The sequence below is a fragment of the Deltaproteobacteria bacterium genome (assembly GCA_026388415.1).
Lineage (GTDB): Bacteria > Desulfobacterota > Syntrophia > Syntrophales > JACQWR01 > JAPLJV01.
The window spans coordinates 1-12,436 of sequence record JAPLJV010000049.1; the positions used below are offsets into that span (position 1 = coordinate 1).

Sequence of the window (12,436 nt, forward strand, 5' to 3'; positions counted from 1 at the left end):
CCAGGACATAAAGAGGCTTTCTGTTCTTGATAAAAATACAGATATTTGTATCAAGCAAATACATTACAGACCCTTTCGCTCCTGCATTTGCGGCTGTTCTCTCCCGTTTTCCATGAAATCATCGGTAAACCCATGTAGGCCATGGAGAAATGTTTCCCACACGCGGTTCTTAGGAAAGAGAATGACAGAATCGCCAATCTTTTGAATTAGCACATCTGTTCCTTCAAAATTGTATTCTTTGGGCAGACGCACCGCTTGACTGCGTCCATTTTGAAATAATTTAGCTGTTTGCATACCACACCTCCATAATTAATATATACCGTGGTATATATCTTGTCAAACTAAAAATCTCATTTCAGATTTTTGTTTTTGTTATTTACGTCCAACGCCAGAAATAACCCGCCGGCCACGGCATGAACGGTTTGGCACCGAACGAAGTTCCGGTCGGGTTGATTGATTTGTTATCTTGTTTGCGTTTATTGGCTTTTGCATATTCGGACTTTTACCCATATTATCCAGCAATCCACGAACTTATAAACTGTAATAGGAAACCAATCGCAAGGAATGAAAATGCTTTAACGGGTAGATTCTTGAAATATGATTTTTGCCAGAACAGCGAGTAGCCAAATTTTATATCGTCTTCACCCAACCGATCCGAATTTCTTATACTGTCAATAAGGAGGATAAAGCAGCCAATGAAATCTAAGAACAGCCCCGCTTGCGTCAATATGTTTTTCATTTCATTTTTTCCTTGATAACGCCAGGGACCACCCAGACTGCTATCTATGAGTATTTATTTGGGGCTTTCATATCCTTAGGTCTGAAGCTTGCTGTGTCAAATCTTCAATGGCGCTAAGAACCATCGCTCGATTTCGGTCGAAGACTTCGCGGAATTCTTCGCTGTAACAATGGGTTTTAGACAAGTTGTTCCGCTCCAATATGACAAATTTCCGCGATTCTTTAACTCTGGCAATCAGAATATCCAAGCTGTCTTTGAGTGACGGGAAATACAGTATTTGTAGCATTTTCATTCTGTTGACAGGGAATTTATCTAGTACAGCACTGATGTCACCTTGAACCAAGTATCCGAGAGTCAGTTGATCAAGCCAGTCATCGCACTGGTAGGCAAGAGCCATCAACTCCTCCAGCTTAGATCGTGAGAGGACTTTGCGTTCCTTTCGTGACTGTAAGCTGAAAAGTAAGAAGCCAACGCCGATCGAGCTAACAAGACTTATCAGCCCTCCAACGGCCACGAGGACGATCTGCGAACTACCCTTTTCAGTGGTGCTTCTGTCCACTGCTTTGACAGCTTCTTGGGCGAACCCCAAGGACACGGTTCCCCAAAAAGTCATTAGGCACATGAGAAATATGCATGCCAGTAGGGAAATCATGTCTTTGTTGCCGGTCATAGTATCGTTACCACGAAATACCCTTGGCGGTCAGCCAATTTTGTGACTCCGTATGGCCCAGCCTTGCGGCAACTTTCAGGTCTGCGATAGCCTGCTGAGAGTTCCCCAACTTGTTATAAGAAAGCCCGCGATTTACGTACGCCTCTATGTTTTTTTGATCCATCAAGATTACCTTATTGAAGTCCTTTATGGCCCGGTCGTATTCACTCATCATGTAGTAGACGGCGCCCCGATTCACGTAGACAAGATATATGGCAGGCGATTTCTTACCTAATTCTATTGCTTTGCCGTAGTCTTTAACGGCAGCATCGAGCTTCCCAGTCTTGCTGTATGCGAACCCCCGGTTATTGTATGATTCGCGGTGCTTGGGGTCGATCCGTATTGCTTCGGAGTAATCACGTATTGCCTCCTCATATTCGTTCTTTTGGCCGTGATCGTAACCTTTTTGAAACCAACTCTCGGCAGTGGAGTTTGCTCCGTAGGCAACAGCCGAGCTGAGGTAGAAAAAAAGAACGATACATAAGGATAAGAATAACAGATATCTAAACTTTTTCATCGCCAGCCTCCTCGGCCTCAAGACTTCCGAATTCTCTTGGTCTGCATCATTTGCTTTAGATAACGACAGGCATCACCGGTGGCTGTGAGCCGTCCGGTGGATGCCATTGTTAGACCTCGTCTTGAATTGCTATATGCACTTCTACAATCTTGTCTGTGTATTCCAGGGCATCTTCACGACTTCCCTTGGCCTTGGGTCTTCAGTTTGCAGGAACATTCAAGAATTCAATTGGTTACCTTTGCCCCCGATATGGCATGAACCTTCGATTATGTCAATAAATATTACCCTTTGCTGACCCCCGTCGCGATGAAATCCCAAGGCATGATTTCTGTGGAGTCCTTTTGTCGGTACGTAAGAAAGAAGGATCAAGGTTGGTTCCCATTTGATTTTAAAATGAATACCCTATCCGGCGGGATGGCCACGGCAATGTCTGTTCTTTTACCGTCAAATAATTTTTGCATCTTGTGATAAGGTATTTCCACTTCGAGCAAAATGTCCGAGTTTACGGGAGAAAAAATAACGGTGGCGCTATGTCCCTTTTCAAAGCAGGCGGTAATTTTGCCGTGCAAGGTGGGCATTGAAATTACTTCCGGTGATAAATTAAGAACGCCATTAATACGTTCTGCGTCGTAGATTATCAGGTCCTCAGCCCTTATGCCAACATCAAAATTTTTTCCCTCTGCTTCTTGAGTAGCCCAGCCGTCGGGGATGGGCAAGGCCAGATTTAATTGGGGAATCAGCAACTTTTGTTCTGAAAATATGCCGGCAAAGATGTTTCTGACGCCGTAGAAGGCGGCTACCGTTTTATCTCTGGGGAACCTGGCCTGTTCTTTCGCTGCGCTTTGATGAACCATCCCATCAATCAGGATGCTGATATGATCTCCTAAAAAAAAGGCTTCTTCAAGGTCATGGGTAATGATGATTATCGTTAAATGATGCCGGATTTGCAGCTCTTTTAATAAAAACCAGAATTCTTTTCTGAGACCGGGATGAAGTCCGGAAAAGGGTTCGTCAAGCAAGAGTATTTTATCCCCCGTGGCAAGTGCCCTTGCCAGAGCCACTCTCTGTTTTTCGCCGCCGCTGAGAGTGGCAGTATTCCGATCATAATAGCTTTTAATATAGAGAGCCTCTGCTATTGCATCGGCATTTCTTATTGATGCTTCGCTACACCTTCCTCTTGCGGTCAAACCGAAATAGATATTTTCTTTGACCGACAAGTGGGGGAAAAGCGCCAAATCCTGAGGGACATAAGCCATGTAACGCAATTCCGGAGCATGTGCCGTAATATCTACGCCTTCTAAAAATACTTGCCCGCCGCGAGGTTTATGAAATCCGGCGATGGTCTCGACTAAAATAGTTTTTCCGCTTCCCGACGGACCCAATATTGCGTGGATGGTGCTGTTATTGATAGATAAAGAGATATCTGCAACTTTAAAATCGCCAATGTGGACGGAAAGATTCTTTAGCTCAAGCATGGGGGATCCCTTTTTGACGGGATAGTCTTTTATAGATATGCAGTACACCGAGACCGATGATAACGGATAAAAGGATCATGACAACGGTGCCTTCAATGTCGGCGGAGGACAGTCTCATAAAAACGGCAATAGGAAGCGTTTCTGTTTTATTCGGGATGGAACCGGCAATTGTTATGGTAGCGCCAAATTCGCCAAAGGCCTTTGCCCAGGTCAAGATGGAGGCGGAAATAATACCTCCCTTGCATATGGGCAATACTATGTTTTTAAAGGTGTAATATGGCGAAGCGCCCAAGCTCCGCGCCACATGCTCGTATCTGACCGGCACTTCGTCCATAACGGCTTTGATTAATCTCACGGCAATGCCGAGCACGGTAACCAACTGGGCAAGAATTACGCCGCTTACGGTGAAAATGAAGTTACCCGCATGTTCATTAATCCACGAGCCTGCGGGATTGTTGAAAAATATCAGAACCATTGCTCCGAGGGCCGCGGGAGATACTACCAATGGCAGTTCCAGAAAAGTATCAATCAGTGATTTGAAGCGAAAGTCATATCTGGACATGGCATAGGCGGCAGGAATTGCTAAAATTATGGCAATCAACGTTGCCGCCGTGGCCGCAAAAAGACTGAGGCCTAAAGAATATATTGTGCGGCTGGAGGTCAGGATGCTTAAAGAAAGAGACGGTTGGAAAAAATAAAATACGGAAACGACCAACACAAAGTATAAAAGGAAGATCCCGGCCGCATTTATTATCAACGTCCGTTTCAGGCTGACATTAACTCTCATTCATTGATCCAGGCAGCGGGCACGCTATATTCTCCGCCCACTGGTTTTGGTGCGCCAATATATTGATAGGCTTCTTCGGGAGACATAAAATAATGATATTTCCTGAAGATGGCTTTACCCTCATCAGACAAGATAAAGTCAATAAATTTTTGTGCCGCCCCTCTGTCTTTCGTATATCGGGATACGGCAATCGGTATATACCCGACCCGCGATATTTCTTCTTTTGCCAAATTAACGGTTTCAATTCTTTCCGGATCCCAATATTGGAAAACGCTCCATCCCAATACGGCGTCGGCGGTATGTAACGATATGGTCGTTGCTGTTTTTTCGCAGCTTTCCGTATAATTTACGATGTTTTTTCGCAAGGCTTTTATCTGTTCTTTAGCCAAATTATTTTCAATAATCTCGACGGCGTACAGCCCTACACAAACCGTATCCGGACGCGCTATGGCTACCCGCAGTCCCGGCGCAGTCAGATCGCCCAATTTCCGGATATTTTTTGGGTTTCCCTTCCTGACATTAATAGCCGGAACAAGGTAAACAACCTTTCTCTCCGTTTCATTATAAACAGCACCTTTCTTTTTCGCCGTTTCCATGAAATCCGATGAACCGGGGAAATAAAGATCGCCTTTTTTAGCCAGCATCATTTGTGAAAGCACATAGCCCGAACCACCAAAAAGCAAATCAACCTTGACACCCGTCTTGCTTTCATAGACCTTTGCCGCCTCTTCGGTAGGGGGCTTGCTTGCTGAGCCGGCAAAGACAAGCAAGGACTTATTTTCTGCATACACCTGGGCATTAATAAGCAGCGTTACTATGACGATCAATATTCTTAGCGCGTTCATTGATTCACCCCTTTCTTCTTACTTCTTACTCAAAACTGAATCCGTCCAGATAGAGGGAAAGCTTGTCGCGGTTTTCCGCCGACAGCTCCGGGCAGTGCCCGGCGCCGTACTGGCCTTCCACCACTTGGGAGGCAAAGACCGTGCATGTCGGCTGGCCGCATTTCCGGCAGTTTGTTTTCGGCAGCAACCGCAGAACATTGATCAGCACTAGTTTTACTTGCCCCTCGTAGCAGGGCGTGATGTCTTTCCGTTCTTCCCATACCTCGTTGATCTTATCTTTCCACCACTCAAGCACCAGATCAGTGTCTTCCTCATCAACCAAGCGGTTAACCACAATCTCTCGCGCTCCTATCTTGATAATCCTGCCCTGCAGGTGGAATAAGACCACCGGCGGGTCGCGGAAATATTCCTTGCCGTGCAACACGGCATTAAGATAGGGCAATGCTTCGGACACGTCCTCGTTAAGACTGGCAATGCAATAAACATTTTCGGAACTCGGGAGGCATTCGGGCCGGGAAATCCGCTTAGTGTATCCGGTTAACAGCATGTTATCACTCCCTACATTCAAATTCTTCAATCAAAAAATCCCGACATCTTCAGTCAATTTGGCCGCCTGCTTTCGCCGGCTTCAGAGAATGCAGGAACGCCTTCGACTTCTCTTTCAGCCCATCAAAGAGGCTGTAAAGGATCGGAACATACACCAGCGTCAGGAACGTGGAGACCAGCAAACCGCCGATCGCCACCACGGCCAGCGGCGAGAGCCGTTCCAGGCCGATCGCCCATTCGAAGGCGATGGGAATCATGCCAACCGCCGTCCCCACCGCGGTCATGAGGATGGGTCTCGTTCTCACCCGTACGCTGCCGATGATCGCCTCTAGAATGCCGTCCCCCTTTTCCCGCGCTTCTTCTATAAAGTCAATGAGGAGGATGGAGTTTTTGACGACGATCCCCGCCAGCAGGATCATGCCCATGAAGGAGGGCTGGCACTGGTGCTTTCCCGTCAGCAGCATGGACCATACCGCCCCAATGAGGGCGAGAGGAATGGCCGACATGATGGTCAGCGGGTGGAGCCAGGATTTGAAGGCCGGCACCAGCGAAAAATAAAGCAGGATAAGGCCGATCATCATGGCGGCGCCAAGTTTTCCGAAGGAATCCTGCATCTGTTTTGACTCGCCTTCCTGGGCGATCGTGTAGCCCGGCGGCAACGGGATACCCTGCAAAGCCTTGTCCATATCGTCGTGGATATGGCTTACGGCGGTTGTGCTTCTATATCCATATATATCCAGGGTCGGCTGAAGGTATTGTCGCGAAAGGGAGGTCTGCGTCTTGAGCGATGACAAATCTCCGAGCTCTTTCACCGGCACCGCACCCTTCGGCGTCTGGATGAGCATGGAGGCGATATCCTGCATAGTGTTTCTGGCTTTTTGTTCAAACTGCACCCGGATGAAATAGCCGTCCTGTCCCGGCACCCTGAAGACTGAGGATATGCCCCCTCGCACGGCGGGGGCTATCTGCTGGGAGATGGCCACGGGTGACATGCCGTAGAGGGCGGCCTTCTCCATGGCGACTCGGAAGGTTATCTCCTTCTTGTCGTATGTCCAGTTTCTGGAGATGCTCGTCAAACCTCTTACCGGTTTTAAGCGCTCCATGACCTCGCTGCCGATGGAGTCAATGATCCGCGTGTCCGGTCCGCTGATCATAATATCCACGGGCGCCTTGATGGACGACATGGGGGTGGCGCCGTAATCGTAGACATCCACGTACTTCAAGCCGGCGATTTTTCTGAATTCCGCGCGGAGCCGGTCCTCAATCTGCCAGAGGGACTCTTTCCGGTGGAATTTATCAATTAAATGCACCGTCATCAAGCCCTGCTGGGGAATCCTGCCGCTTCCGAAGCTGACCACGCCGGGCTCGGAGCCCACCATCGCCGACACCCTCACCACGCCCGGCGTCTTTTTGATGATCTCCTCCATCCTGTTCAATTTATCTTCGACCATGGACAGGGATGTGTTGGAGTCCGTTTCAAAACTCACCTTCATGATGCCCGTGTCCATGGGCGGCATGAGGTCTCTGCCCACGAGGGGCATCTGCTTCAAGGTCAGGACCAGGACGATTATCGCCCCGGCAAGGAAGAGCAGCCGGTGTTTTAATGCCGTTCCCAGTATCCCCACAAAGAAGTCTCTGACAGGCGAGATGAGATATCTGTCGAAGAGCTGCACTATTTTTTCGAGTCGGTTCTTTTTTGCCTCGGCCTTGAGTATCGTCGGCGCGAAAAGGGGAATCACCGTGACCGACACTATATAGGAGACGGCCAGGGCAATGCTCAGCACGATGGAAAAGGGCCGCAGCACAGTCTGCACATAGCCGCCGATGAAGATGATGGGCAAAAGGACCATGATGGTGGCGTATGTCCCGGAGAAGACGGCGAGCATCACCTCGTCCGTGCCTCCGAAAACAGCCTGCTTCAGGTCATCGCCGGCGCTGTGATACCTCCTCTCGATATTTTCGAGCACCACGATCGCATCGTCCAAGAGCATGCCGACGGCCAGAATTATTCCTGTCAGGGTGACCATGTTGAATTCCATGCCCATCACGTACATGACGGCAAAGGTGAGCAGATAGGTGAAGGGGATGGATATGGCCGCGATGAACATGCCCCGGATATCGGCCAGGAACAGAAAAATCACGAATACCGTCATGATGATGGCGTCACGCAGGGCGTCAACCATATTGCCGACGCTCTTTTCTATGAGATCTTTCTGAGTATCGGCGATCTCGAAATTAATCAGGGGATACTTTGCTTTCAGAGCCGGAAGCGCTTTTTCGACGGCCCGGATGGTATCCATGTCGTGTCCCGCAGGCGAGCGCAGGATGCTGACGCCGATGGCCGGCCGGCCGTTGCCATGGTAGAGGGACTGCCGCTCCTGATAGGATGGGATGACATCCGCCACATCCTTCAGCCTGACGTCGCCGCCGCCGATATGGGCAATGATGATCTTTTCGGCGTCTTCCTTTCTGGCGAGTTCTCCCTGTGTCTTGAGGATGTACTGGTCTTTCTCCCTGATGATGAGGCCGTTCGGAATATTGAGGTTCTGCGCGGAGATGGCGGCGATCACCTGGGTGATGTTTATCCCGTAGCCGTTCAGACGGTCGGGCTTGATCGCTACGGCCAGCTCGGGATTATAGCCGCCAAAGACCTCCGCATTGGCGACTTCGCTGATCCGGAGGAGATCTTCTTTAATGTTGTTATCGGCCAGTTGCCGTATTTTTGCCAGGTCGTAGGGGGCATTCGCCTTTGGGGAAAGCGCCAGGATCAGGTCCGGCTGCGTCGCCTTGCTGATCTTGAAGATCTGGGGTGGACGAGTATCGGCGGGCAGTTGCCCCTCTATCTTCTTCAAGGCATTCGCCACATCCGTCGCTCCGGCTTCGAGCCCCTTTGTGTATTCAAACTCCGCGGTGATCGCGGTGACCTCATCCTTCGTGGACGACGACACCTTGCGCAACTGGTCAATTGTGTTCAGTTCCTTCTCGATCAGCCGCGTGATCTTGTCTTCCACATCCTTGGCCGACGCACCCGGATAGGGGACAATGACCGCTATCTGCGGATAATCGCTGTCGGGGAAGAGATTGACGGGCATCTTCCGGAAGCCGATGATCCCGATAAAGACCGCCAGAAACAGGAAGGACGAGATGAGATAGGGTCTTTTGAGGTACTTTTCGGTAAATTTCATCGCGTCTCCTCCCGCAGTTTTTGCGGCACTACGGGCATGCCGTCGGAAATCCGGAGGAGTTTCCCTTCATCGCCCAGGATGACCATCTCGCCATTCTTGATGTCGCCCTTTAACGAAGCGGTTTCGCTGTTTTTACCCGTCACCTGAACGGGTGTGATTATTGCCTTGCCGTTTTCAATCTTATAGATGAAGCTCCCCTTCCGGTTTTCAAGGAGCGCGTTGAGAGGCACGGTGATCCCCCGGTCCGTTTTTCCTGTTGTCACATCCACCCCAACCGAGCCTCCCGACGGAACGCCGAAAGGTCGCTGCAACACATCTATCTCAATGGTGCCCATCGTTCCTGCCGTAACCGCCGGATAGACCCTGCTGACGAGGGCGTCTGTTTTCTTCTGTCCATCGGCAAGGATCACCCTGCCGCCTTTTTTCATCAGGGACATGTCTGCCTGGGGTATCTGAACGACGACCTTAAAGGCGGACAGCCCTTCGATCTTCAATACCGGCCTGCCGGGGACCGCGAGGTCGCCCGGTTCCTGGAGCCTTTTGGCAACAACCCCGTCCAGGGGGGAATTGAGCTGCGCGTAAGAAGTCTCTATAGTTGCGGCCTGATAAACGTTTCTCAATGCCTTGACCTTCTCCTCCAGGCTTTTTACCTGGGCGACGGCTGCATCCCGCTGCGCCCGCGACCGCTGCCATGCCTCCTGCGAGATGGCGCCTTCTTTCTGAAGCATTTCATCCCTTGCGTAAACGGCCTGCTGGGTCTCGTAAAGACTTTTTACCCCGGCGAGCTGGGCTTCCGTCGCCGGTATCTCCAGGGCCTGCGCCGACTCCCTTTCCCGGAGCGCCCGGTCGTCAATGGTGGCCAGGAGCTGTCCTTTGCGGATCATGTCGCCTTCCCGAACTGTAACCGAAAGGAGATTCCCGGTAATGCGCGGTGAAACGTCGGCGTAGTGCACGGGCATGACCGTACCGAGATAGTGCGATGACAGGGAAATGCTTCCTTCCCCTGCCTCCGCCGCCTCGACCGGCAGGGGATAAGCAGCGACCGCCGGCGTCTTCTCGATGGCCGCCTTTTTCATCTTTACAACCACCACAGCGCCGATTATCAGGAGTACAACCGCTATAACCGCTATTGTCTTTTTCATTGTTTCACCCCTATCGTTCCTGTTGCCCTTTTGTATTCAACTATTGCCGCATTGTCGTCGTAAAGCGCCTGGTAATAGTTCGCCTGGGCAAAGCTCATGGCCGACTGCGCCAGCAGGGCATCGGTGATCGTACCGGCGCCTGTTTTGTATTTTAGCTCCTCGATCCTAAGTGCCTCCCCGGACTGGTCGAGAGCCTTTTGGGCAACTTCCAGCCGCTGCTTAGCTTCCCGGAAAGACGACAAGGCGTTTTCGATCTCTGTCCCCGCCTTTAACTCCGCAAGTCTGAGCTCCTCCTCCACCCTCTTCTGCAGGACCTGCTCGCGCCGGATATCGGACGACGCAATTCCCCCATCGAAAAGGTTGATCGAGGCGACCACGCCCGCCTCCCAAACCTCTTTCCTGTCCCCTATAGTTGCACCCGCTTTGTTACCGTAATTGCCGACGACGGCAACGGCCGGATAGCGCTTCGCGCCCGCAATATCAACTCTTTTCCCGGCCTGTTTCACCTTTTCCGATAAGATGACAATATCGGGCCGCGATTTTATCAGATCGCCTGTATCCCGCTCCGTGATCGTTCCCTCATCGCCAAGACTGCCGGCAATGTCACTTATCCCATGGGCATCAATTCCCATGAAAAGGGCCAGCAGGTTTCTGGTACGGTTGATCGCCTCCCGGGTTTTGATGAGATTCTGCTTTTCTCCTGCCAGTTGGACATCAATCCTGAGCAGTTCGAGATTGGCCGATCGGCCTGTTTTGACCAGAAGTTCCGTATTCCCCCGCTGCCTTTCCAAGGCTTCCACCGCCTTGATGTTGGCCTTTTTCAGCTCCCTGAGTTGCAGGAGTTTATTGAACGTATTCATGGTATTGGCAACCAGTTCCTGTTCAGTAAAGGCCGCCTTCGATGACTGTACATTCTTTTCCAGTTCCGCCAGGGCCACGAGGCTCGTCAACCGGCCGCCTTCGTAGACGGGTATCCTGAGATAGGCATTCCAGGAATAAACGTCATCGCTGAACTTGGGGGGGATCGTCATGCTCTCCGCCGGAACATAAGGGACGGCCTGGTTATCCTTCATATAGGCTGCATTGAGGTCGAATCTCGGCAGCAAGGCGCCTTTGGAGCTCCGCAGCGCCTCCTTGGCCGCATCGCTGTCCAATTCCGCGGACCGCATCAGGGGGCTTTGCTTCCGGGCTATGTCCAGGCATTCCTGAAGATTAAAGACCCTGCTCTGATCCGCGGCGTTGACAGTCGCGGTCATGAGTAACAGAACAGAGATAATTACCGCCTGTTTTTCCCAGTGTAATAGTTTCAACACGATTGACCTCCTGATAATTATCAGAATTAAATAGGTAGCTTACGCTCGGCACCCTGCATATCATTGCCGCCGTCTTTAGTCCCGCTCTCCACAAATCCCTTAATGATGATGCGCCTCTCCCGCGATCGGGGTGCGGGGCTGGCAATAGAGCCCGTTTGCTCCACATTCTGCGGATTCCATCTGGAGCACCGAATGTCTGATTCCCATATGGGCAAGCTCGTGTTCTATTTTTTTCCTGATGGCGTCAACCTCGGCCAGAGGTTGCTCTTTCAGCCGCACATGGGCGGAAAAGGCGGGATCATTATGCCCGATAGACCACAGATGCACGTCATGCACATCAACCACGCCGGTCACCAAAGAAATCTTTTGCGATATCTCTTCCATGTCCAACCGCGCCGGGCTTAATTCCAGAAATATCCGCAATGCTTCTTTCGTAACGCCAATTCCGCCTACGATGATGATCACCCCGACTAAGGCGCTGACCAGCGGATCCGCCATCTGCCAACCGGTGAACCTGATCACCAAACCGGCGGCGATGACGCCAATCGAGGCGAGGGTGTCCCCCAGCACATGGAGCCAGGCGCTCTTTACATTCAGATCCTCATGCTTGTGACCCAAAACGAAGGCGATGGCGATGTTTCCTGCCAGGCCAATCAGGGCGATGATGAGCATCAGTGAGGTATCAACTGCCGGTGGCGCTTGAATTCTTTTGTAGGCCTCAACAAAGATAAAAAGCGCAACAACGACAAGACTGACGCCGTTGATCAAGGCGGCCAGGATGCCTATCCGGTGGTACCCGTAAGTCGCCTTTCTGTCCGCTGGTTTCTTCATGATGAGAATAGCCAGCAGGCTCATGCCGAGAGAGAATACGTCGGTGAACACGTGCCCCGCATCGCTTAAGAGGGCCAGGCTGTTGCTGACAATCCCGCCCACGATTTCGCCGATCAGGACGACGAAGGTTACGATCAGGCTTATAACTAATTTTTTTATCATGGTCATGTACCAGTTGCCCAATCTACTGAAGGGACAAGGCATTGAAAAGATAACCGACCGCCATGATGCCGATACCCACTATACCGATGAATACCGCAATCAGGCGGGGCTTCAGGACTTTGCGCAGGATGATGAACTCCGGCAGGGAAAGGGCGATTACCGACATCATGAAGGCCAGCACGGTC

13 protein-coding genes are annotated in these 12,436 nt (G+C 50.9%); all 13 read right to left on the reverse strand.

Annotated elements, in window-relative coordinates; all coding sequences use genetic code 11:
- Positions 1 to 63 precede the first annotated feature (63 nt).
- On the reverse strand, positions 64 to 294 hold the full coding sequence (locus NT140_10670; GenBank protein ID MCX5832326.1) for an AbrB/MazE/SpoVT family DNA-binding domain-containing protein: 231 nt from the start codon (positions 292 to 294) through the stop codon (positions 64 to 66).
- A 217-nt stretch (positions 295 to 511) separates the two neighbouring features.
- Entirely contained in the window at positions 512 to 739 is a 228-nt protein-coding gene (locus NT140_10675; protein MCX5832327.1) for a hypothetical protein, read from the reverse strand.
- 67 nt (positions 740 to 806) lie between these two features.
- Complete coding sequence (locus tag NT140_10680; protein ID MCX5832328.1) at positions 807 to 1,409, reverse strand: hypothetical protein; 603 nt, start codon at positions 1,407 to 1,409, stop codon at positions 807 to 809.
- Positions 1,410 to 1,416: 7 nt separating this feature from the next.
- Complete coding sequence (locus tag NT140_10685) at positions 1,417 to 1,965, reverse strand: tetratricopeptide repeat protein (GenBank protein ID MCX5832329.1); 549 nt, start codon at positions 1,963 to 1,965, stop codon at positions 1,417 to 1,419.
- Between the two features lie 365 nt (positions 1,966 to 2,330).
- Entirely contained in the window at positions 2,331 to 3,440 is a 1,110-nt protein-coding gene (locus tag NT140_10690; GenBank protein ID MCX5832330.1) for an ABC transporter ATP-binding protein, read from the reverse strand.
- Positions 3,433 to 4,227: an ABC transporter permease subunit gene (locus tag NT140_10695; GenBank protein MCX5832331.1), complete on the reverse strand. Its 795-nt coding sequence runs from the start codon at positions 4,225 to 4,227 to the stop codon at positions 3,433 to 3,435. The genes NT140_10690 and NT140_10695 overlap by 8 nt, the downstream gene beginning before the upstream one ends.
- Positions 4,224 to 5,072 (reverse strand): molybdate ABC transporter substrate-binding protein, encoded by an 849-nt coding sequence (gene modA / locus NT140_10700; GenBank protein MCX5832332.1) that lies wholly within the window; start codon positions 5,070 to 5,072, stop codon positions 4,224 to 4,226. Before modA ends, NT140_10695 begins: the two co-directional genes overlap by 4 nt.
- A gap of 25 nt (positions 5,073 to 5,097) precedes the next feature.
- Complete coding sequence (locus NT140_10705; GenBank protein MCX5832333.1) at positions 5,098 to 5,619, reverse strand: Fe-S cluster protein; 522 nt, start codon at positions 5,617 to 5,619, stop codon at positions 5,098 to 5,100.
- A gap of 49 nt (positions 5,620 to 5,668) precedes the next feature.
- On the reverse strand, positions 5,669 to 8,803 hold the full coding sequence (locus tag NT140_10710) for an efflux RND transporter permease subunit (GenBank protein MCX5832334.1): 3,135 nt from the start codon (positions 8,801 to 8,803) through the stop codon (positions 5,669 to 5,671).
- On the reverse strand, positions 8,800 to 9,945 hold the full coding sequence (locus NT140_10715) for an efflux RND transporter periplasmic adaptor subunit (protein ID MCX5832335.1): 1,146 nt from the start codon (positions 9,943 to 9,945) through the stop codon (positions 8,800 to 8,802). Before NT140_10715 ends, NT140_10710 begins: the two co-directional genes overlap by 4 nt.
- Positions 9,942 to 11,258: a TolC family protein gene (locus NT140_10720; GenBank protein MCX5832336.1), complete on the reverse strand. Its 1,317-nt coding sequence runs from the start codon at positions 11,256 to 11,258 to the stop codon at positions 9,942 to 9,944. The genes NT140_10715 and NT140_10720 overlap by 4 nt, the downstream gene beginning before the upstream one ends.
- A gap of 99 nt (positions 11,259 to 11,357) precedes the next feature.
- Complete coding sequence (locus NT140_10725) at positions 11,358 to 12,257, reverse strand: cation diffusion facilitator family transporter (GenBank protein ID MCX5832337.1); 900 nt, start codon at positions 12,255 to 12,257, stop codon at positions 11,358 to 11,360.
- Between the two features lie 16 nt (positions 12,258 to 12,273).
- The coding region (locus tag NT140_10730; GenBank protein MCX5832338.1) for a permease at positions 12,274 to 12,436 on the reverse strand (163 nt) is incomplete at its 5' end.